General features: G+C 52.1%; 23 protein-coding genes. 6 read left to right on the forward strand and 17 right to left on the reverse strand.

The window, feature by feature from the left end; all coding sequences use genetic code 11:
• Positions 1–14 precede the first annotated feature (14 nt).
• From ahcY to ABJI30_RS13255, 3 genes are all read right to left on the reverse strand, one after another.
• Entirely contained in the window at positions 15–1,427 is a 1,413-nt protein-coding gene (gene ahcY, locus ABJI30_RS13245) for an adenosylhomocysteinase (protein WP_348017167.1), read from the reverse strand.
• A 120-nt stretch (positions 1,428–1,547) separates the two neighbouring features.
• Positions 1,548–2,048 carry a hypothetical protein gene (locus ABJI30_RS13250; RefSeq protein WP_348017168.1) on the reverse strand — a complete coding sequence of 167 codons (501 nt, stop codon included), beginning with the start codon at positions 2,046–2,048 and terminating at the stop codon, positions 1,548–1,550.
• Positions 2,049–2,183: 135 nt separating this feature from the next.
• Positions 2,184–2,780 (reverse strand): YqgE/AlgH family protein, encoded by a 597-nt coding sequence (locus ABJI30_RS13255; RefSeq protein ID WP_348017169.1) that lies wholly within the window; start codon positions 2,778–2,780, stop codon positions 2,184–2,186.
• A 114-nt stretch (positions 2,781–2,894) separates the two neighbouring features.
• Between ABJI30_RS13255 and ABJI30_RS13260 the strand changes: the two genes are divergently transcribed.
• The gene (locus ABJI30_RS13260; protein ID WP_348017170.1) at positions 2,895–3,371 is read left to right on the forward strand and encodes a peroxiredoxin; all 477 of its coding nucleotides are present in this window, start codon (positions 2,895–2,897) and stop codon (positions 3,369–3,371) included.
• Positions 3,372–3,395: 24 nt separating this feature from the next.
• On the opposite strand, the gene ABJI30_RS13265 is transcribed toward ABJI30_RS13260, so the two are convergent.
• From ABJI30_RS13265 to ffh, 14 genes are all read right to left on the reverse strand, one after another.
• Positions 3,396–4,280 (reverse strand): aldo/keto reductase, encoded by an 885-nt coding sequence (locus ABJI30_RS13265; protein ID WP_348017171.1) that lies wholly within the window; start codon positions 4,278–4,280, stop codon positions 3,396–3,398.
• 38 nt (positions 4,281–4,318) lie between these two features.
• Positions 4,319–6,148, reverse strand: a complete 1,830-nt coding sequence (locus ABJI30_RS13270) for a M2 family metallopeptidase (protein ID WP_348017172.1) — start codon at positions 6,146–6,148, stop codon at positions 4,319–4,321.
• A 55-nt stretch (positions 6,149–6,203) separates the two neighbouring features.
• Positions 6,204–6,731 carry a hypothetical protein gene (locus ABJI30_RS13275; protein WP_348017173.1) on the reverse strand — a complete coding sequence of 176 codons (528 nt, stop codon included), beginning with the start codon at positions 6,729–6,731 and terminating at the stop codon, positions 6,204–6,206.
• A gap of 11 nt (positions 6,732–6,742) precedes the next feature.
• A complete protein-coding gene (locus tag ABJI30_RS13280) occupies positions 6,743–7,495 on the reverse strand; it encodes an alpha/beta fold hydrolase (RefSeq protein WP_348017174.1) in 753 nt (250 codons plus the stop codon).
• Positions 7,492–7,941 (reverse strand): GFA family protein, encoded by a 450-nt coding sequence (locus tag ABJI30_RS13285; RefSeq protein ID WP_348017175.1) that lies wholly within the window; start codon positions 7,939–7,941, stop codon positions 7,492–7,494. Before ABJI30_RS13285 ends, ABJI30_RS13280 begins: the two co-directional genes overlap by 4 nt.
• Before the next feature lie 149 nt (positions 7,942–8,090).
• On the reverse strand, positions 8,091–8,744 hold the full coding sequence (locus tag ABJI30_RS13290; protein WP_348017176.1) for a DsbA family protein: 654 nt from the start codon (positions 8,742–8,744) through the stop codon (positions 8,091–8,093).
• Positions 8,745–8,890: 146 nt separating this feature from the next.
• Positions 8,891–9,526: a hypothetical protein gene (locus tag ABJI30_RS13295; RefSeq protein WP_348017177.1), complete on the reverse strand. Its 636-nt coding sequence runs from the start codon at positions 9,524–9,526 to the stop codon at positions 8,891–8,893.
• A 121-nt stretch (positions 9,527–9,647) separates the two neighbouring features.
• Positions 9,648–10,673 (reverse strand): aspartate-semialdehyde dehydrogenase, encoded by a 1,026-nt coding sequence (locus ABJI30_RS13300; protein WP_348017178.1) that lies wholly within the window; start codon positions 10,671–10,673, stop codon positions 9,648–9,650.
• Positions 10,674–10,757: 84 nt separating this feature from the next.
• Positions 10,758–11,147, reverse strand: coding sequence for a 50S ribosomal protein L19 (rplS, locus tag ABJI30_RS13305; protein WP_348017179.1), 390 nt, complete (start codon positions 11,145–11,147; stop codon positions 10,758–10,760).
• On the reverse strand, positions 11,144–11,890 hold the full coding sequence (gene trmD / locus ABJI30_RS13310; protein WP_348017180.1) for a tRNA (guanosine(37)-N1)-methyltransferase TrmD: 747 nt from the start codon (positions 11,888–11,890) through the stop codon (positions 11,144–11,146). The genes rplS and trmD overlap by 4 nt, the downstream gene beginning before the upstream one ends.
• The gene (locus ABJI30_RS13315; protein ID WP_348017181.1) at positions 11,887–12,234 is read right to left on the reverse strand and encodes a hypothetical protein; all 348 of its coding nucleotides are present in this window, start codon (positions 12,232–12,234) and stop codon (positions 11,887–11,889) included. The genes trmD and ABJI30_RS13315 overlap by 4 nt, the downstream gene beginning before the upstream one ends.
• Positions 12,231–12,707, reverse strand: a complete 477-nt coding sequence (rimM, locus tag ABJI30_RS13320; RefSeq protein ID WP_348017825.1) for a ribosome maturation factor RimM — start codon at positions 12,705–12,707, stop codon at positions 12,231–12,233. Before rimM ends, ABJI30_RS13315 begins: the two co-directional genes overlap by 4 nt.
• 12 nt (positions 12,708–12,719) lie before the next feature.
• Positions 12,720–13,250 (reverse strand): 30S ribosomal protein S16, encoded by a 531-nt coding sequence (gene rpsP / locus ABJI30_RS13325; protein WP_348017182.1) that lies wholly within the window; start codon positions 13,248–13,250, stop codon positions 12,720–12,722.
• Between the two features lie 41 nt (positions 13,251–13,291).
• Positions 13,292–14,755 (reverse strand): signal recognition particle protein, encoded by a 1,464-nt coding sequence (gene ffh / locus ABJI30_RS13330; protein WP_348017183.1) that lies wholly within the window; start codon positions 14,753–14,755, stop codon positions 13,292–13,294.
• Positions 14,756–15,027: 272 nt separating this feature from the next.
• Between ffh and ABJI30_RS13335 the strand changes: the two genes are divergently transcribed.
• The 5 genes from ABJI30_RS13335 (at position 15,028) to ABJI30_RS13355 (ending at position 20,418) form a co-directional block, all read left to right on the forward strand.
• Positions 15,028–16,692 (forward strand): EAL domain-containing protein, encoded by a 1,665-nt coding sequence (locus ABJI30_RS13335; protein ID WP_348017184.1) that lies wholly within the window; start codon positions 15,028–15,030, stop codon positions 16,690–16,692.
• Positions 16,693–16,767: 75 nt separating this feature from the next.
• Positions 16,768–17,574 (forward strand): diaminopimelate epimerase, encoded by an 807-nt coding sequence (gene dapF, locus ABJI30_RS13340; protein ID WP_348017185.1) that lies wholly within the window; start codon positions 16,768–16,770, stop codon positions 17,572–17,574.
• Positions 17,571–18,833, forward strand: coding sequence for a tRNA (N(6)-L-threonylcarbamoyladenosine(37)-C(2))-methylthiotransferase MtaB (mtaB, locus tag ABJI30_RS13345; protein WP_348017186.1), 1,263 nt, complete (start codon positions 17,571–17,573; stop codon positions 18,831–18,833). Before dapF ends, mtaB begins: the two co-directional genes overlap by 4 nt.
• Entirely contained in the window at positions 18,833–19,762 is a 930-nt protein-coding gene (ftsY, locus tag ABJI30_RS13350; protein ID WP_348017187.1) for a signal recognition particle-docking protein FtsY, read from the forward strand. The genes mtaB and ftsY overlap by 1 nt, the downstream gene beginning before the upstream one ends.
• Complete coding sequence (locus ABJI30_RS13355) at positions 19,759–20,418, forward strand: septation protein A (RefSeq protein WP_348017188.1); 660 nt, start codon at positions 19,759–19,761, stop codon at positions 20,416–20,418. The genes ftsY and ABJI30_RS13355 overlap by 4 nt, the downstream gene beginning before the upstream one ends.
• Positions 20,419–20,456 lie beyond the last annotated feature (38 nt).

A 20,456-nucleotide genomic window follows, 5' to 3' on the forward strand; every position in this document is an offset into this window, starting at 1 on the left:
TTTCCCGAGATGGATCAGTAACGATAATGATCTGGCTTGAATGGCCCTTCGGTCGTTACACCAATATATTCAGCTTGCTCATCGGTTAACTTCGTGAGCGTTACACCCAGTTTTTCAAGGTGAAGTTCCGCGACTTTCTCATCGAGATGTTTGGGCAATACATAGACGTCGTTTTTATATTGCTCAGGGCGCAACCACAGTTCGATTTGCGCCATCACCTGATTGGTGAAGCTGGCTGACATCACAAAACTGGGATGTCCGGTTGCACAGCCGAGATTGACCAGGCGTCCCTGCGCCAGAATGATCAGTTTCTTGCCATCAGGAAATTCAACTTCATCGACCTGAGGTTTGATTTCGGTCCATTTCATGTTCTGCAGTCCGGCAATCTGAATTTCGCTGTCGAAATGACCGATGTTGCAGACAATCGCGCGATCTTTCATTTCACGCATGTGATCTACCGTAATAACATCTTTGTTGCCGGTGGTGGTTACGAAAATATCAGCACGTTTCGTTGCCTCTTCCATGGAAACGACCTCAAAGCCCTCCATTGAAGCTTGAAGAGCACAAATCGGATCTATTTCAGTGACAAGGACACGTGCACCCCCATTGCGGAGCGATTGGGCAGAGCCTTTGCCGACATCGCCAAAGCCAGCCACGCAAGCCACCTTCCCTGCGAGCATCACATCGGTTGCACGGCGAATGGCATCAACCAGTGATTCCTTGCAACCGTACAGATTGTCGAATTTCGACTTGGTAACGCTGTCATTCACGTTGATCGCCGGGAACGGCAATTTGCCTTTTTTCGCCAGCTCATACAGGCGATGAACACCCGTTGTCGTCTCTTCTGATACGCCTTTGATATTTTTGACTGTCTCAGTGAGATACCCCGGACGTTCTGCAAGAAACCGATTCAATGTCGCACAGAAGACTTCTTCTTCTTCGTTTTCAGGCGTGAACAATTCCTCACCAGCCTCGACCCGGGCCCCCCAGAGTGCAAACATCGTGGCATCGCCGCCGTCATCAAGAATGAGATTACAGGTTTGCTCCTGTCCCCAGTCAAAAATGCGTTCGACATAAGCCCAGTATTCTTCAAGTGTTTCGCCCTTGATTGCAAATACCGGAGTGCCGCCGGCCGCTATGGCCGCTGCAGCATGGTCCTGTGTCGAGAAGATATTGCAAGAGGCCCAGCGCACATCCGCGCCCAGTGCCAGCAATGTTTCAATTAATACCGCCGTCTGAATGGTCATATGGAGCGAGCCGGTGATCCGGGCGCCTTTCAATGGCTGTTCTGCACCAAATTCAGTACGAAGTGCCATAAGACCGGGCATTTCGGTTTCCGCGATTTCAATTTCCTTGCGACCAAAATCAGCAAGTGAAATGTCCTTGATCACGTAATCCTGAGTTGCGCTGTTCGCTGCTGTAGCCACATTAAATCTCCTTGAAATACGAATTGCCGCACTGTTTGACCAGTGCGGCAGTTTCGTTATTCCTTAGCGATCTGCGGCCTTGGAAGCAAATATAAAGATCTCTTTATATTTGCAATTATGTTACGGTTGACCTTTGGATGCCATAACAATCCCACAACGCCCACCGGGCAGTTCCGGTGACAAGGCATGTTGTTGCGCGATATCAACAAGTGAGGTCAGTCTGGAATCACTTTGTACCGCTGCAGTCACCAGCAGCTTCATGTGTTTGCATTCGGAAAGATCTCCGGAACCGGCGCCATAGCGATTGGCCAGCGAGACTGCATAGCGATCATAGGCTCGCAATGCCTGTTTTGCATTTCGGCCCTTGGCGAAATGGCTGCGCAGAACACCGTTGCCCAATTTCAGTACCGACCGTTTCTCGCGCACAAACTTGTTATATTCCGGCAACAAATCATGACCCGATTTCGCACAGCGGAGTGCTGCGACCATCATTCTTGATTGCAAATCCCGGACTTTTGCTGCGTCAACTTCCGCTGGTGTCCAGCATGCTGCTTGCGCAGTTCCGGATAGGGCGACGCTTCCTAATGCGGCAGACATAACCATTTTTCTAAACTTGTTCATTCCCCTGTATCCCCTTTGTATCGAGGATGACGACACTGTTCTTTTGGGATTAGTGAAACAATAATGACGCTGGTTAAGCGAAATTCAGCACGGAAGGTTCGAAAATTGCATGGAAATTAGCCAACCCGAATGCCGTCAGGCGCTTCCGAATTGTCCTGACAGTCGACCCGGATCAATTCCTTGTGCCTGCCAGGCCATTTCCCATTTGTCCCGCGCATCGGTTTCGAACAGCCAATCCGTCTCACCGGGTGTGATCGACCATCCGTTCTGGGTAAGCTCTTGTTCAAGCTGACCAGCCCCCCAGCCGGCATAGCCAATTGCGATGATCCAGGACTCTGGACCTCCATCCGTTGCTATGGCCGTCAAAATATCAAGCGAACTGCTCAATCCCCAGCGGTCTCCAACTTGCAATGTTTCAGATTGATTGAAATCAAGGCTGTGCAAGACGAACCCGCGATGAGCCTCAACCGGTCCTCCGACATAGACTTCCTTGTCGGCAGAGCCTTCTGCAGGAATATCAAATTGATCCAGAATTCCATGAAAGCTGATGTCGTCAGACGTTTGACCTATGTTGATTCCCAAAGCGCCATGCTCGTCATGAGAGCAAAGCGCGACGATGGAACGCGCGAATCTGGGATCGGCCATGCCCGGTGTTGCCAACAGAAACTGGCCAGAGAAATAGATTGGGCTTTCCATGGCTCGATAATAGGCACATTCACTTGATCTGCCCATGGCAAAATTTCCGAACGGCAAGAAACCATCTCACCGCTTGCTATTTCACAATCCAGTCACCACAATCATATATGGAAAACACAGATTTGAAACGAAAATGAAAAGGAAACTGAAATGATAAACAAGGGCGACAATATTCCCGAGGTCAATCTGGTCAAGGCTACCGAAAATGGTCCTGAACAAGTCAGCTCATCCGAATATTTTGCGGGCAAGAAAGTGGCATTGTTTTCGGTTCCCGGCGCTTACACGCCAACCTGTTCTGCCAAGCATCTTCCCGGATACGCGGAAAAAGCCGCAGATCTGAAAGCGAAGGGTGTGGATGAAATTGCCTGCACTGCCGTGAATGATGCGTTTGTCATGGGGGCGTGGAACAAGGATAGCGGTTCTGAAGACGTGACAATGCTTGCGGATGGCAATGGCGATTTTGCGAAAGCATGTGGCCTGGAAATGGATGGCTCCGGTTTCGGAATGGGTACCAGAGGCCAGCGCTTTTCCATGATCGTCAACAACGGCGTTGTCGAAGAGCTGAACGTCGAAGCTCCGGGCGATTTCAAGGTCAGCGCAGCTGAATATATGCTCGACCAGCTTTAATCCAAAAAAGAAATGGCTAGAGAATTAGCTCAAGAATTCTCTGGCCATTTTTTCTCTCAAAGCCTGATCTGGCACAGGCTTGTGCAGGACTGAGATATTCTCGCGCATATGATCGACCCTGCTTGTCGCCGGAATGGTTACCGTGACCGCGGGATGCGACGCTATATATTGCAGCATATATTGTGCCCAACTATCGCTTTCTATATCCTTGGCAGAGGATGGCATCGACCTGGTTCTGGTTTTCTCTATCAATCTGCCTTCCTGAAAAGGCCGATTTGCGATTACCGAAATTCCCCGTTCCAAAGCGAGAGGTAACAGACGGTTCTCTGCGCGGCGATCTGAAATGTTGTAACTAAGCTGCACAAAATCGATCGGATGCTCGGTCATAATTTTCTCGAGCATGTCATACTGCAAGCCGTCGTAGCTGGTTATCCCAACGTAGCGAAGCCGCCCTGATGCTTTAAGCTGAAACAATGTTTCCAATTGGGTTTCCCAATCAAGGAGGTTGTGGACCTGCAGCAGGTCCAGTTTTGGAATCTGCCAACGGGATGTGGTTTGCTCAATCTGCTCTCGGCCTTGTCTTTCCCCTGATGTCCAGACCTTGTCCGCGGCGAACAGGCTGGATGGGTTGCCAATCTTTTGCAGGGCTTCGCCAATGACAGCCTGAGACCGCCCATACATGGGAGAAGAGTCAATCATCCTGCCACCACAAGCAAAAAAGACACGCAGTATTTCTGCGCGCACTTTTCGGGCTTCCGGATCAGGACCTACGTCGAACGTCCGCCAGCTACCCATTCCAATGGGTGGAATGACTTTCTTCGAAGAACGAACCGATTTGGCAGGAGGAGAATTTGACGACAGGACAAACGCGCTGGCTGCAGTACCTGCAACAAACAGCCGTCTGCTCATCCTGACCATCTTGACTTATCTCCCGACCATGCGGTTTTCTACCATCCGCAGGATTTGCCCTCATTTTCTTTCTTCAACCAGTCCATTAACGGAGCAAAATAGCTGATCATCGCCGATCCATCCATTTCGCGGGTTCCGGTAAAGGCTTCCAGAGCATCCGGCCACGGTTTGCTCGCTCCCATTTCAAGCATCGCGTTCAAGTTCGCGCCAACTTCCTTGTTGCCGTAGAACGAACAACGATGAAGCGGGCCGTCCCAGCCGGCTTGATCGCAAGCAGCCTTGTAGAATTGAAACTGCAATATGCGTGCGAGGAAATAGCGCGAATAAGGAGTGTTCCCGGGAATATGATATTTGGCGCCGGGATCGAATGCTGCGTCAGACCGGTCCGAAGGAGGTGTAATCCCCTGATATTGCAACTTCAGGCCATGCCATGCGGCGGTATAGTTTTCTGGTTTAATATCGCCGGAGAACACTTGCCAGCGCCACTTGTCGACCAGCAAACCAAATGGCAGGAACGCAACCTTGTCCATGGCCTGACGCAACAGCAAGCCTACATCCTTGTCTGCGCTTGGAACCTTGTCGGCGTCAAGAAGCCCAACCTGGACCAGATAGTCCGGTGTGATAGATAGGGCTATTGCATCGCCAATCGCTTCGTGAAAACCGTCATTGGCGCCGTCCTGATGCAGGAAGCTCTGGTCCTTATATGCCCTTTGATAATAATTATGCCCAAGTTCATGATGGATAGTGGTGAAATCATCGCCATTTACCTTGATGCACATTTTGATGCGAATATCATCCTTGGCATCAATATCCCACGCACTGGCATGGCAAACAACTTCACGATCCGCTGGCTTGATAAATTGTGAGCGCTGATAAAATGTGTCGGGGAGCGGTTTCATACCAAGAGACGAAAAGAAATTCTCTCCGGTTTTCACCATCTTCAGTGCGTCATAGTTTTTCGATGTCAGCAGTTCGGTGGTATCAAAGCCCAAGTCCCCTGCCCCTTCCGGTGCGACGATTTCATAGATATTGCCCCATTCCTGTGCCCACATATTGCCCAGCAGGTCGGCGCGGATCGGGCCCGAAGCAGGTTGCACCTCATCGCCATATTTTTCGTTGAGCTTCTCTCGCGTATAGCAGTGGAGCTCGTCATAAAGCGGCTTCACCTGGCTCCACAATTTATCGGTCAACTTGGCGAAATCATCAGCCGGCATGTCATAACCGCTGCGCCACATCGCACCGACATCGGCAAAACCAAGCTCTTTCGCACCCTGATTGGCTATTGCAACCATGCGCGTATAGTCGTCCTTCATCGGACCGCCAACCCGGCTATGCCAACTCGTCCACATTTCCTCGAGTTCATCGGGATTGCGGTTGGTGCCCATTGCAGCTTCAATATCTGACCCGTTGATTTCATTGCCCTTCAGCGTGCCTTTGCCTTTGCCGTAGGATGAATTGAGTTTGGTCGCGATTGTATTCAGTTCCGTCGACGCTCCTTCGGTTGTTGGTGCCGGCAGTACAATCCCGCCTCGAAGTTTATCGAGCTTGCGCCGATCAACCGCCGACAGCCCGGTAACGTCATTATATTTTGCGGAGGCAATTGCTGCATCAACTGCCATCGTGGTGCCTTGCGCACCATATTTGGCCGCCAATGCATCGGTATCGTCATTGATATAGGTGGAGTTGATCCAGAAAATCCGTGCCGCATCGACGTTGAATTCAGCAGCTTCCTGTTCAGTTTTAGCTATAAATTTTCTCGCTTCTTCTGCGTCTGGTGCTTTGGTCCCATCCTCTTCATGGTTCTTGGCATGCGCGGGAAATGTCAGCGCCATTGAGGCCAGCGCAATAATTGAAACTGCAGTTTTCATCGGGTCATCCTCTGTTTTGATATTTGGTTTGAAATGAAACTTTATCCGCTGGCGGTCAAGAGTGACGTTCTGATCTTCGCCAGATCAGCGCAACAACCATGAGGAGTGTTCCGGCAATCCAGGTTACAATCTTGATCGGTCGCGCGGTGGCGGCTGTTCCCGCGAGCAAATCGCTGCCCGCATTCCGGATCAATTGCGTAATCTGACTGATTGTCTCGATATAGTCGGACAAGCCGAAAACAAAGTAGATCAGAATGATCGCCAGTCCCAGTTTCTTGAGCGATGGGGAGCGTGCTTCCTGCCAGATCAGCCGACCCCCGATAATACCGCCGCTCATATAGAGGCCGATAAAAACCAGATCGCCAATCATCGACCAACGCGCTTCATTCAGTAGCCCCAGGGATGTCCAACTTTGCTGGATTTCATTGACCCGATCTGCAGTTGCTGCGCTTTGATGATCCAGTATTCCGCTTGGCGCGACTTCGGTCATTAACGAGCTGCCGGTGGCGACCAGGATCGAAAAAACAATTAAACCGCCCAGCCAAAAAAACCAGAAACTGCGCCAGCTAAATATCCCCGTCATTGTCTGTTCCTTCATGAAGTCAAAAATCGCATCATCTCGGTGCCCAGTTCCGGCTTTGTCACGCTGCTCATATGCGTTCCCGGTATTTCCGCATACGTTCCGTCAGTGAGCAAGTCTGCCAGCTTTTCCGGATCGCCATTGTCCCGGTCTTCCGTCCCACACAAAACCTGAACGGGCGTATCAATGCCTGAAATTTGACCCTGTTCCAGATCTGAAAATGTCCGCAACAGATGAGCAGCGGCAACCGGATCAATCTTCTGACTTTTCATAAATTGAATTGCGAGCCAATGGGGGTCTCCGCGCTTGGCCGTGTCCTTTCTGGCGATCGCCTCGAGGAAAAAGTCCTGACGTCTGGCCCAGCCCGCAAGGCCTTCCAGTCCCATTCCCGCGAGAATGGCTTTGCTCGGCTTTGCGCCCTCGACAAGCAATTTCGCCGTCGTCCTGGCACCCAGCGAAAAGCCGCCGAGGTCATATGAACCCAGTTCCAGATGTTCGATCAGTGCGAAGGCGTCGCGCACCAGAACGTCATCGGGATAGGCCTCCGGCTCGTGCGGAGCTTCGCTTTCTCCATGCGCTCTTAAATCCGGCATGATGACGCGGAAATCCGCATCGACCAGCTTTTGAGCATGGCCGAACTTGATCCAGTTCATGTCGGCATTGGAGAACAGGCCGTGCAACAATATTATCGGGTTACCATCACCCATCTCATGAACTTTTAGATTTACGCCATCAAATGACGAGAAGGTCCAGCTATGTGTGGTCATGAATTCTGTCCCAGATTGCCTCGCCATTCGGTCACATCGTCCGGCTGTGTGTCAAATTGCTCGATTGCTTGATCAAGTTTGATTCCCGCCTGTTTCTTGGAAACCCAGAGATGTCCTTGCGGCGCAATTCCTGACGAGTCATCGAGACTGCCTACCTTCAAGGTGATGCTGTCGGGAGGAATGGACCCGGAGTGCCAGAGCCGTGTTCCGCAATTTGCGCAGAAAAAATTATGTTTGGCGCGGCCGCTAAACGCGGTTGTTGTGAAGCTGATTGGCGTTCCCTCCACCTGTAACTGGTCATAGTCCAATGGAATCGACATTGAAAATGCACTGGCTGACTGTTTTTTGCATTCACCGCAATGACATGCATAGGCAGGCGGTAACGGGCCTGCGAGGGAATATCGGATCGCGCCGCACTGGCATCCACCTGCAATCATGTCATCCATGCCGATCCTCGAAAGCCGTTTTGATGGACACATTGGACAGTGAAACGGGGGTATCGCTGAGCCGGTCCGGGGAACAGGAATGGAAAACTGCCATAGCCCTGAGCGTAGAAGCATTCTTTCCAGTAGGAAAGATGGAATTCCGAAGCGCCCTAACCTCTTGCGGTCAAACCCTTTTGCTTCATCCGCCAAACCGCAAGCTCGATACGGTCCTGACCGAAAAACGGTTCACCATCGAACACCAGTGTCGGCACACCCCAGTGGCCAGCGGCTTCGAGCGCTTCCTGATTTGCGGCGATTTCGGCATCGAGCGTTTCAGCGTCGCTTTCGACTTCCGCCTCCAGCTCCGCGAAATCCAGGCCAGCGCGTCGGGCAGCACCAGCCAGATGATCACCTTCGTGCCAATCATCGACCTCACCGGAGAAAATCAACTTCGAAGCCTCATATGCAAATGCCAATCCCTTGGCGCGCCGGGATGCCGCCTGCCCCAATCGGACAATCCGATAGATATAGGGTTGATCCTCAGCAATCGCGCGCGTCGACATATCCTGCACCACTGGATCCGGGCGCGGCCAACGGAACGGAATGTCCAACATTTGGGCGACACGGAAGGAATCCATAAAAATATAACGCGGAGCGGCAGGATTCCCGGTAAACAAAATGTCGGGATCACGAATGGCAATCGGCCATACGGTTCGAAGAGAAATATCGAGATCATAAGTCTCGACCATTTCCCGATAGCGCCCAATTGCCAGATAGGAATAGGGCGAACGAAAGGAGAAATAGAGGTCAGCTGTCAAGGTCATGAGGTGATATTGAACCAGCATGGCCCGAAAAGGCAAGTCGAATGTCCGCTATGGGGATAAAGACGGGCGTTACGGCAAGCCTCAGAACAAGCGATTTCGTTTGTTAAAGCCCAGCGTACTTATTCGTTGCAACTGCAAAAACCCGATCAATGAATGCCTTCATCAACTGCAGGACAGAAATCGACTGGCTTCGGAGCATCCATTGTTGTCGATGACGTTGTCCAGCATTTTTCAAACACCGAACAATAACAGATATTAAGCGAGGCATCGGCAAAGGCATCTTCGATAGTGACAGACTGAATCTTGGCGCTTTCAATATCGTTCCAAATCAACCCGAATGGTGTAACTCTATCACCGGGAGCAAGCGCACGGCTGCGAAGCGAAGCGCCGAAACTTTGACGAGCGCGCGGAATCGAAGCGGGAATGCGAGTTTGCAAAGCTTCCCAAGACTTCAATTTTTCTTTTCCATCGGTCAGCTGCGCGGAATGCAATATTGCTGGACCAACTCCGGAGTTTTTTACGGTAAATTCAAAAATAAAACTGCTATCTGTCGACCGCGTATTCTGATCAATCGTTAATATCGGCCAGACGGAAGCGTGCTGTTGCTTGCTAGTCGCATCTGCCTGAGAAAGCGCCGCATATAAAGCGATACCACCCATACTAACTCCGACGAACGACAATATCGCGTGCATGATCGAAATTCGGAACAGGGTGAGCTTGATCCAGCTTTTATCTTCTCCGCTCAATTGCAAGCCAGAGTCACTATCTTCCTCAAACTCCATATTATTCCTCGGCTTTCGTGCATGCAAAAAGCGTGGAATTCAAGAATACGGATGCATGGATTTTTTAGCAACCCTGTTGGTACCAACGTCCGCTTTCGGGATAAAGCAGTCACAAACCAGCTCACCCCTTCTGCAAATGCTTGCGTCCCAATAGTTCGGCAATCTGGACGGCGTTCAATGCCGCGCCTTTGCGCAGGTTATCACTGACACACCAGATGTTCAGGCCGTTTTCGACTGTCGGATCTTCGCGAACGCGGCTGATGTACGTGGCGCTGTCGCCGACGCATTCGACCGGCGTGACATAGCCCTCGTCTTCCCGTTTATCGACGAGCATGATGCCTGGTGCATCGCGCAAGAGTTTTTGAGCATCTTTGGCGGACAGTTCTTTTTCAAGCTCGACATTGATTGATTCACTGTGGCCAACAAATACCGGCACCCGGACACAGGTCGCGGTGACCTTGATCTTGGGGTCGAGGATCTTCTTGGTCTCGACGACCATTTTCCATTCTTCCTTGGTCGATCCATCGTCGAGGAAGACATCGATATGGGGAATGACGTTGAAGGCAATCTGCTTTGTGAAAACCTCGTTGTCTTTTGGATCACCGACAAAAATGGCGCGGGATTGTTCAAATAGCTCGTCCATTCCGCCTTTGCCGGCTCCGGAAACGGACTGATAGGTTGAAACCACCACACGTTTGATAACAGCCGCTTCATGAAGGGGCTTCAGGGCCACCATCATTTGCGCGGTCGAGCAATTGGGATTGGCGATGATATTGCGCGCGGTATAGCCGCTTATTGCTTCCGGGTTCACTTCCGGCACGATCAGAGGCACATCAGGGTCCATCCGGTACAGTGAACTATTGTCGATCACCACACAGCCGGCCGCGGCTGCTTTTGGGGCAAATTCCTTGGTTGGCCCGGAACCCGCAGCAAATAGTGCGATGTCCCAGCCTGCAAAATCGAAATGCTCGATATTCTGGACTTTGAGCATCTTGCCGGTGTCGCCCATTTCGATCTCGGTACCCTGCGACCTCGACGAGGCAACGGCAGCTATTTCATCAATTGGAAATTCGCGCTCGGCAAGGATGGTCAGCATCTCCCGACCGACATTGCCGGTAGCGCCTACAACTGCAACTTTGTAACCCATGAAACTTTTCCTGTACTGGATATGAAAACAGCCGGTTTTCCGTTTAAGGAGAACCGGCTGCCTGGAATTCTTAAGAAGCTTTATTTACTTTGCTTCGGTGCCCTTGGCTGGCTGGTTCAAGCGACGTTCCGCGATACGGGCCCGTTTACCTGTACGGCCGCGCAGATAGTAAAGTTTGGCGCGACGCACGATACCACGGCGAACCACGGTAATGCTTTCAATATTGGGTGAATATAGCGGGAATACGCGCTCAACACCTTCGCCGAAGGAGATTTTCCGTACGGTGAAGTTGGAGCCCATGCCGCGATTGGTACGTGCGATGCACACACCTTCAAAATTCTGTGTCCGGACGCGTTCGCCTTCAACAACGCGCACACCGATTTTCAGTGTATCGCCTGCGCGAAAATCCGGGATGTCTTTAGAGGCTGCAAATGCTTCTACAGCTTCTTTCTCAAGTGTCTGGATCAGGTTCATGACCGATCTTCCTTTTTCTGTCCTCGCGCACCAGAGGGCGACTGATCCGGAGCATCCCTGTGATGCTCCCATAAATCGGGCCGCCTTAGCCGTGTATCATCTTCAGCGCGTTGTTGCCGCCACGCATCGATTTTCGCATGATCCCCCGATCGCAAGACTTCAGGGATTACACGCCCTTCCCATTTCTGAGGTCGGGTAAACTGCGGATATTCAAGGAGTCCGGTTTCGAAACTCTCGTCATCTCCGCTAGAAGAGGCGCCCATTACCCCGGGAAGCAGCCGAATGCAAGCGTCTAAAAGCACCAAAGCGCCCATTTCTCCGCCGGACAGGATATAATCGCCGATCGAGACCTCCTCAATCGGACGCGCATCGAAAATGCGTTCGTCAAATCCTTCGAAACGCCCACAGAGAATTGTGGCACCTGGACCGGAAGAAATTTCGCGTACACGCGCCTGAGTTAAGGTTTTTCCGCGCGGTGTCATTGCCAGAACCGGCGCGTCAGGCTGCTGAGCGAGCGCATGATCAACCGCCGACGCCATGACGTCAGCCCGCAAAACCATGCCTGACCCCCCGCCTGCTGGAGTATCATCGACGGATTTATGTTTGTCTGTCGCGAAATCGCGCATCTGGATCGGATTACAGGACCATTTGCCCTCGTCCAATGCCCTGCCCGCCAGCGATATGCCCAGCGGTCCCGGGAACATTTCCGGGTAAAGGGTGAGGATTTGGGCCGTGAAGGTCATCCGAAGATATCGTCAATTGTTTTGGATGTTTTCCACTTGGTTTGCTTTAGGATAAACCAGCTTGTTGGAATTCCAATCAATCCACCCACAAAAGGAAGTGTAATCGCTAATACGATCACAGGAACGAAAAACTCGAAACCGCCCTCACCGTCCATGGCTCCCGAAAATAACAACACAGACGTCACGAGCAGCCAAATCCCAAATGGTGGCAGCATACTGGACCACAAAATATGTTTTCTACGGTTCCAATTGGGCCGCAGCGTTTGCATCAGGAAATTTGAACCCACCGTACCGATAAATAGCATAATCGCCGTGGTCAAAAATCCGCTTAAAAACTCCATCACTCCACAAACTCCGCCTTCACAATTGCCGGATCATTGCGCATATCAATTGCGCCCACCGGGACCATGAATTTCTTGCCGCTGGCGCGTTCTATTTCGATGACATCTCCTGCGCCAAATTCATAAATCGCGAAGATTTTGCCTAAATCCTCACCTGCATCCGAAACGCAGCGCAGGCCGATTATGTCGATATGATAAAACTCGTCCTCGTCCAAATCCGGCAACGCCGAGCGCGGGACGGTGAGTTCTGTGCCGCGGGCGGCTTCGGCGCCATTGCGGTCAGTAATTTCTGCAATCCGCGCAATCGCGCCCATCTTGTGGGGTTTGACGGATTTCAGGGTGAGCTTGCCATCAGCAAAGCTTTTGTGCGGCCTGAGACTGTCGAGGCTCTCGCAATAAAGTTTGAGCCGAACCTCGCCCGTCACCCCGTGCGCGCCAATGATGACGGCCAGGGGGACGGACAGGTCCGGATCAATATCAGCCAAGGATTAGCCCTCGGACTTTTCTTCAGCGGCCTTTTCTTCAGTAGGCGCTTCTTCAGCTTTTGCTTCTTCAGCAGGTGCTTCAGGTGCTGCTTCTTCAGCCGCAGGTGTTTCTTCTGCAGGTGTTTCCGCAGCAGCTTCCTCAGCAGGTGCTTCTTCTGCGGGAGCGGCAGCCGCTTCCTTCGCGGCTTCTTCAGCGGCAGCAGCTTTTTCAGCTTTTTCTTCGAGGCGTTCGTTGGCTTTCTCGCCCGGTTTCGCCTTGTTGGGGTTGTTCCGTGCTTCGCGCTTCATCAATCCGGCAGCGTCCAGAAAGCGGGCAACACGGTCAGAAGGCTTGGCACCAACGCTGAGCCAGTGCTTGGCACGATCAACGTCGAGCACAACACGCTTTTCGTCATCCTTGGCAAGCAGCGGGTTATAGCTGCCGATACGCTCGATAAACTTGCCATCACGTGGTGCACGGATATCGGCGATGACAATCTTGTAATATGGGCGTTTCTTGGAACCGCCGCGGGACATTCTCATTGCTACTGACATAATAAACCTTTCTCAAAATACGTAAAAACCTAAAACTCAAATCACTTTTTCTTGTTCAGTAAATCTGCCAAATCAGGAGGCAATCCTCCAGGTGTCATATCCGGTAGCCCGGGCATTCCGCCCATACCGCCCGCCTGGCCACCCATGCCGGCTTCCGCCGCACCGCCAGCACCGCCAAACATGGACATCAGTCCCTTCATGCCGCCCATCTTCTTGATACGCTTCATCGCCTTGGACATTTCCTGATGCATTTTCAGCAGCTTGTTGACGTCCTGAACAGTTGTTCCGGAGCCCATGGCAACCCGGCGTTTGCGTTTTGCATTGAGCAAGCCTGGACGGACACGTTCCTGTTTGGTCATCGAACCGATTATGGCATCCATGCGAAGCAGGATCTTGTCGTCCATCGCCCCGCCAGCCATCGCCGCCTTGGCTTTCTTCATGCCCGGCATCATGTTGGCCAGTGCACCCAGGCCGCCCATTTTCGTCATCTGACGCAATTGCGAGCGCAGATCGTTGAGGTCGAACTGACCTTTGGCCATTTTCTCGGCAAGCGCTTCAGACTCTTCCTTGTCGACAACCTGGGCTGCTTTTTCGACCAGGCTGACAACATCGCCCATGCCCAATATGCGGCCAGCGACACGTTCAGGATGGAATTCTTCCAGGGCATCGATTTTTTCGCCGACACCGACGAACTTGATCGGCTTGCCTGTAACCGATCGCATTGAAAGCGCTGCACCGCCGCGTGCATCACCGTCCATCCGGGTAAGAACCACACCGCTCAGATCAACCTGATCCGAGAAGTTTTGTGCGACGTTCACGGCATCCTGACCCGTCAGGGAGTCGACGACCAGCAGAATTTCCTGTGGTTCGGAGACATCGGCAACCGCTTTCATCTCGTCCATCAATTGCTGGTCAACGTGCAGACGGCCTGCCGTATCGAGCATGAGGACGTCGAAACCTTGCAGTTTGGAAGCCTGGAGGGCGCGTTTGGCGATCTCAACAGGCTGCTGGCCTTCCATGATCGGAAGCGTCGCGGCATCGATTTGTTCGCCCAGCACAGCCAGTTGTTCTTGTGCCGCCGGGCGATTGACATCAAGCGAGGCCATCAGGACCTTTTTATTCTCTTTGTCTTTCAGCCGTTTCGCAATTTTCGCGGTTGTTGTGGTTTTACCGGAACCCTGCAAGCCGACCATCATGATGATGGCGGGCGGTGCAACAGCCAGTTCGAGCTCGCTGACTTCGGAACCAAGCATCTCCGTCAGGCCGTCATTGACGATCTTGACGACTTGCTGACCCGGTGTGACGGACTTCAGTACCGACTGGCCAACTGCCTTTTCAGTTACCTTGCCAATAAACTCTTTCACAACCGGAAGGGCAACATCGGCTTCCAGAAGCGCTATGCGTACTTCCCGCATGGCTGCGCGGACATCTTCTTCCTTCAGCGCACCACGGCCGCGCAGCTTGTCAAAAACTCCGCCGAGGCGGTCACTTAACTTGTCAAACATTATACCGCCCTTTCCAACTCCAAATGTGATGCATAACCTGCAAAATAGTCCAACGCAAAAAACGCCGGTGGGCGAAACCTCGCTAACCGACGTGTGAGCTTCTCACTCAAAAACTGACTGTAAACCGCGAAAACGCGATTAATCTGCAGGGCCCTAGTCGAAGCGGCCTGTCTCTGCAACCCCAGAAATGCATGGCGTAATCTGTTCTTAACCAGAAATTGAGGAATATTGGCGCATAAAGAGTGCGCAATCACAGTGGGAATAATCACGTCATGGGTCAACAGATCTCAGCGTCGCCTAAGTCTACCCAATCCAGTAATCACGCGGCCAATGCGCGTCGTGATGTCGCGACTGGTGCAATTGTTATTATTGCGATCGTAATGTTTGTCGGAACCGGGGGAACCGTGCTCTCCGATGCGGTGTCATCGATTTTGGGCTATGGCGGTTCCAGCGACAAGATGTTGGTATCGGCATTTTTGCTGAATATCGCTCTGATCCTGTTTGGCTGGCGGCGATACCGTGACCTCACAACTGAGGTGTCCGAACGGAAAGCCGCAGAAGAACGCGCCCAATCGCTTGCTGCGACTGATCCCCTGACCGGTTTTCTCAATAGACGCAGTCTTTCAGACCGCTCGGTTCAACTGATCAGAACGGCACAGCGCAAAAACAAGAGCGTCGCATTTCTGATGCTTGATCTCGATAACTTCAAAACTGTCAACGATGTTCACGGCCACAGTGCCGGTGACCTGGTGTTGAAACAGGTTGCCCAGCGCGTGTCACAGAAACTGCCATCGAACAATCTGATGGCGAGGCTGGGCGGAGATGAATTTGCCTGCGCATTTCTGTTTGACCCCGATCAACCTGAAATGGTCGACCGCATTGCCGATGATCTGATTGAAAGCATTGCATCTCCGATCGTTGAAAACGGTAATCACCTTGTGGTGACCACATCTATCGGAATGTCGCGATTTGATTTCGAATGCGAAGATGTTGATGTTCTGATGCGCCGTGCGGATATCGCAATGTACAGCGCCAAAAAGCAGGGCCGGAACCGGTTCTGCTGGTTTGACAGCTCGATGGAACAGGAGCTGCAAACGCGCAACACGATAGAATCCGGTATGCGCAAAGGGATACCAGCGGGCGAGTTTGTCCCCTATTATGAACAGCAAGTTGACCTCGCGACGGGCAAGTTAACCGGTTTTGAGATGCTTGCGCGCTGGGAATCTCCCACGCAAGGTCTGGTATCACCGGAAATCTTCATTCCGATTGCGGAAGAAACCGGGATGATTGGTGAACTGTCTCTCAATATCATGAGAGAAGCCTTTGAAGACGCGAAGCTGTGGGACCCAAGTCTGACAATCTCGGTAAATATTTCGCCAGTCCAGTTGCTTGATCCATGGCTGGCGCAAAAAATCGTCAAATTGTTGGTTGAAACCGGGTTTCCGCCCAGCAGGCTGGAAATTGAAATCACCGAGAGCTCTCTATTCGAGAATCTCAGCCTGGCGCAATCGATCGTCGGCAGTCTGAAAAACCAGGGCATTCGCATTTCGCTGGATGATTTCGGTACGGGTTACAGTTCGCTGGCTCACCTTCGCGCCCTGCCCTTTGACCGGATCAAGATTGATCGCAGTTTTGTAACGTCCATTCTCGAGAATCCGGAAAGTGCAGCAATCGTCAAGGCGATAACGGGGCTGGGAGAAAGTCTTGGCATGCCAATTACTGCTGAAGGCATTGAAGACAAGCAGATCGAGAACGAACTGCGCAATATTGGCTGTGCCAAAGGGCAAGGCTGGTATTATGGCCGCCCATTGTCGATGCTGCAGACGCGCAAATTGCTGGCAGAGCGCAATCTGTTACCGGCGGATCCCGAACAGGCACCGACCGAAACACCGGAAGATGGGCAAACTCCTTCCCTGGATCAACGAAAAGCCGGATAAACTTCCACTTCGCGAGATACGGCTGATCCATTCTATGGCTGGACTTGCGGCGTTGACGTCCCTAAATCGCCATCCATGAACAATGGCCAGTTTCACAAAATGCACGGTTTGGGCAATGATTTTGTCATTGTTGATGCGCGTCACGAGGACTGGTCCGTTTCCACAGAAAAAGCGGCAGCTATCGCAAATCGTCGGTCGGGCATAGGCTGTGATCAGCTGATTGTTTTGCGACCATCCACGACAGCCGATGTCAGAATGCAGATTTTCAATGCGGATGGCGGTGAAGTAGAGGCATGCGGCAACGCGTCGCGCTGTGTTGCCAAGCTGCTCGGCGAGAATATCTCAATCGAGACTGATGGTGGTTTGCTATCAGGCGCCGCGACCAGTGATGGCGCCGTTGTCGATATGGGTCATCCTCGCTTTGACTGGAACGAAATTCCGCTTTCTTACGCAATGGACACACTCGCCATGCCTGTGGGATGGGAAGAGCTCGACGAGCCATCCGCGGTCAACGTGGGTAACCCTCATGTGATTTTCTTCGTTGAGAACACAGATAGTGTGGAGCTGGATCGGCTCGGAGCAATGATTGAGATTGATCCGTTGTTTCCCGATCGCGTGAACGTGAACGCTTCGCATATTGAAGGCAATGATCTGCATTTGCGGGTTTGGGAGCGCGGTGTCGGATTGACCCGGGCCTGCGGGACGGGTGCCTGCGCATCGGCAGTGGCTGCCATTCGGCGGGGTTTGGTCCAAAGCCCGGTATCCGTGCATTTGCCAGGTGGAAAACTGACGATTACATGGACCGAAGGCGAAACGATCAAGATGCAGGGGCCGGCAACCTATGTATATTCCGGGGAAACAGACTGGGATGCGTTTGAATGAGCGGGCCCGAACTTATCTCGATGGGCTGCCGGCTGAATATAGCTGAAAGCGAAACGATACGACAGAGCCTGAAGGCAGGACATGTTCCAGTCGATGATCTTGTCATTATCAACAGCTGCGCGGTTACTAACGAAGCCGTGCGCCAATCTCGCCAGGCTGTCAGGCGAGCGAAACGGGACAATCCTGACAAAAAAGTCATCGTAACCGGATGCGCCGCTCAGGTTGATCCTGACATGTTTGCAGAAATGCCAGAAACAGCAGGCGTCGTTGGCAATTTTGACAAATATGAGCCGGATAACTTCAAATTCGGACTGGAATCCAACCAGCCGGATATTCGGGTTTCTGATATCATGAAAGTCCGTGAAACTGCGCCTCACATGATCAGCGCATTCACAGAAAGATCTCGGGCCTTTGTGGAAATTCAAAATGGTTGTGATCATCGTTGCACGTTTTGCATCATCCCCTATGGTCGAGGAAACAGCCGTTCCGTGCCTGCGGGTCAGGTCGTTTCGCAGATACAGGCGCTCGTTGACCAGGGCTTTCAGGAAGTTGTCCTGACCGGCGTGGATGTTACGAGCTATGGTCCGGACCTTCCTGGCAAACCGACTCTGGGTCAGCTTGTAGAACGTATACTGACACATGTTCCGGACTTGCCGCGGTTGCGTCTGTCTTCGCTGGATGGTGTGGAAATTGACGAAAGGCTGTTCGACCTTCTCACAGGAGAAGCGCGCGTCATGCCACATGTTCATATTTCCTTGCAGTCCGGAGACAATCTGATCCTTAAGCGCATGAAAAGGAGGCATAGCCGGGAACAGGCTATTGAACTGGTCGCGGATTTGAAATCAGCACGGCCAGAAATCACAATTGGTGCAGATCTGATTGCCGGCTTCCCGACGGAAACGGATGCAGCATTTGCCAACAGCCTGGACATCATCGATCAATGCCAGGTGGTTCACGGTCATATCTTCCCCTATTCGCCTAAAAAGGGGACGCCTGCCGCCCTTATGCCGCAAGTGAACGGTAACATCATCAAGCAGCGCGCACAGCATTTGCGCGCGAAAATCTCCGAAAAACAGCGAATATTCAAAGCCGATTTGATAGGTTCTGCTCAAAAAATTCTGGCAGAGCGCGGGGGCAAGGCTGGATATGCAGAAAATTTCGCCCATATCGAGTTTGATAGAACTGTTCCGGAAGGTCAGATTATTCCGGTGATGGTCGCGGCAAATGAAGGCGGTACGATAATTGGGAAACCTCTCTGATGAATGATAAACCGGGCTGGAAAGATCGTCTGTTTGGCGGTTTCAGCAAGACATCGTCGCGCCTGAGCGAAAATCTTACTGGATTGGTGACCAAGGCGAAGCTTGATGAGGAGACGCTGGACGAAATCGAAGAGGCTTTGATTATATCCGATCTTGGCCCGGCAACCGCGGCAGCGATCCGCGAGAAACTCTCCCAGGAGCGATTTGAAAAAGGCTTGAGCGAACACGCCGTACGCGAAATTATCCAGAGCGAGATAGCCGGCATTCTCGAGCCGGTAGCGATTCCTCTCGAAATTGACGCCTTCCCTCGCCCGCAGGTCATTCTGGTGATCGGCGTTAATGGATCAGGCAAAACCACGACGATTGCCAAGCTCGCGCATCTGTTTCTGGAGCAGGACTATGGTGTCATGCTCGCTGCCGGCGATACGTTCAGGGCGGCTGCGATCGGGCAACTGAAAGTCTGGGCAGAACGTCTGGATGTACCGATTATCAGTGGCAAGGAAGGCGGCGACAGCGCCAGCATCGTTTATGAAGGTGTGAAGCAGGCAACGGCAACCGGCATTGATGTCCTGATCGTTGATACTGCCGGGCGTCTGCAAAATCGAACGGAATTGATGGACGAACTGGACAAAATTCGACGCGTGCTCGGTCGACTTAATCCAGAGGCGCCGCACGACGTGGTCCTGGTTCTCGACGCCACAACCGGCCAGAATGCCCTGTCTCAAATTGAAGTGTTCCAGGAAGTTGCGAAGGTAACAGGTCTTGTAATGACAAAACTCGACGGAACGGCCCGCGGCGGTGTGCTCGTGGCTGCGGCGGAACAGTTTAAAATGCCGATCCATGCCATTGGTGTGGGCGAAACAATTGAAGATTTGCGACCATTTGATGCGAATGATCTCGCGGCCGCTATTGCAGGAATTGAAAAATGAATCAGCCGGTACCCGAAAGTTCTGATGATCTTGAGAAGTCTGAAAACAAGGGATTGAGTTTCGCCCTGGATTTTGGGCCCTTGCTTGTTTTCTTTCTGGTCAACTGGTTCACGCCAGAACCCAAATTACTGAAAATCATGGCGGCTACGTCCGCGTTCATGGTCGCCATGATCGTTGCGATCATAATATCCTATGTGAAGCTCGGAAAAATTAGCCCGATGCTTTGGGTTTCGGGCGGGTTGGTTACATTTTTTGGGGCCGCAACCCTATGGTTTCAGGACGAGACGTTCATTCAGATCAAACCGACCATCGTCTATATGATATTCGCGACCGTGCTCATATTCGGAATGTGGACAGGCCGGTCACTGCTCAAGGCCTTGCTCGGCACGGCCTATCCCGGTTTGTCCGATGAGGGATATCGCAAACTCACAATCAGCTGGACGATGTTCTTCGTGGCTGCGGCGATCCTGAATGAACTTGTCTGGAGAAACCAATCCTGGGATTTCTGGGTCGGTTTCAAGCTTTGGGGCATGCTTCCCCTCACCTTTGCATTTGCCATTGCCAATGTACCCATGTTGATGCGCCATGGTCTCGACCTGGGGCAAGAAGAAGATGCGGCGGATCAAAGCGACAAGCAGAGCGATTCCGGCAAATAGAAAGCCGCGCCTGATCTTGGCACGGCTTCCCAAAGATT

Origin of the sequence: Parasphingorhabdus sp., assembly GCF_039968395.1 — a bacterium.
GTDB lineage: Bacteria > Pseudomonadota > Alphaproteobacteria > Sphingomonadales > Sphingomonadaceae > Parasphingorhabdus.

Excerpts from the sequence above, each read along its gene's own strand:
- ABJI30_RS13250 (WP_348017168.1), bottom strand. The coding sequence starts at position 2,048 with ATGAACAAGTTTAGAAAAATGGTTATGTCTGCCGCATTAGGAAGCGTC.
- ABJI30_RS13255 (WP_348017169.1), bottom strand. The coding sequence starts at position 2,780 with ATGGGCAGATCAAGTGAATGTGCCTATTATCGAGCCATGGAAAGCCCA.
- ABJI30_RS13260 (WP_348017170.1), top strand. The coding sequence starts at position 2,895 with ATGATAAACAAGGGCGACAATATTCCCGAGGTCAATCTGGTCAAGGCT.
- ABJI30_RS13265 (WP_348017171.1), bottom strand. The coding sequence starts at position 4,280 with ATGAGCAGACGGCTGTTTGTTGCAGGTACTGCAGCCAGCGCGTTTGTC.
- ABJI30_RS13270 (WP_348017172.1), bottom strand. The coding sequence starts at position 6,148 with ATGAAAACTGCAGTTTCAATTATTGCGCTGGCCTCAATGGCGCTGACA.
- ABJI30_RS13275 (WP_348017173.1), bottom strand. The coding sequence starts at position 6,731 with ATGACGGGGATATTTAGCTGGCGCAGTTTCTGGTTTTTTTGGCTGGGC.
- ABJI30_RS13280 (WP_348017174.1), bottom strand. The coding sequence starts at position 7,495 with ATGACCACACATAGCTGGACCTTCTCGTCATTTGATGGCGTAAATCTA.
- ABJI30_RS13285 (WP_348017175.1), bottom strand. The coding sequence starts at position 7,941 with ATGGATGACATGATTGCAGGTGGATGCCAGTGCGGCGCGATCCGATAT.
- ABJI30_RS13290 (WP_348017176.1), bottom strand. The coding sequence starts at position 8,744 with ATGACCTTGACAGCTGACCTCTATTTCTCCTTTCGTTCGCCCTATTCC.
- ABJI30_RS13295 (WP_348017177.1), bottom strand. The coding sequence starts at position 9,526 with ATGGAGTTTGAGGAAGATAGTGACTCTGGCTTGCAATTGAGCGGAGAA.
- ABJI30_RS13300 (WP_348017178.1), bottom strand. The coding sequence starts at position 10,673 with ATGGGTTACAAAGTTGCAGTTGTAGGCGCTACCGGCAATGTCGGTCGG.
- rplS (WP_348017179.1), bottom strand. The coding sequence starts at position 11,147 with ATGAACCTGATCCAGACACTTGAGAAAGAAGCTGTAGAAGCATTTGCA.
- trmD (WP_348017180.1), bottom strand. The coding sequence starts at position 11,890 with ATGACCTTCACGGCCCAAATCCTCACCCTTTACCCGGAAATGTTCCCG.
- rpsP (WP_348017182.1), bottom strand. The coding sequence starts at position 13,250 with ATGTCAGTAGCAATGAGAATGTCCCGCGGCGGTTCCAAGAAACGCCCA.
- ffh (WP_348017183.1), bottom strand. The coding sequence starts at position 14,755 with ATGTTTGACAAGTTAAGTGACCGCCTCGGCGGAGTTTTTGACAAGCTG.
- ABJI30_RS13335 (WP_348017184.1), top strand. The coding sequence starts at position 15,028 with ATGGGTCAACAGATCTCAGCGTCGCCTAAGTCTACCCAATCCAGTAAT.
- dapF (WP_348017185.1), top strand. The coding sequence starts at position 16,768 with ATGAACAATGGCCAGTTTCACAAAATGCACGGTTTGGGCAATGATTTT.
- mtaB (WP_348017186.1), top strand. The coding sequence starts at position 17,571 with ATGAGCGGGCCCGAACTTATCTCGATGGGCTGCCGGCTGAATATAGCT.
- ftsY (WP_348017187.1), top strand. The coding sequence starts at position 18,833 with ATGAATGATAAACCGGGCTGGAAAGATCGTCTGTTTGGCGGTTTCAGC.
- ABJI30_RS13355 (WP_348017188.1), top strand. The coding sequence starts at position 19,759 with ATGAATCAGCCGGTACCCGAAAGTTCTGATGATCTTGAGAAGTCTGAA.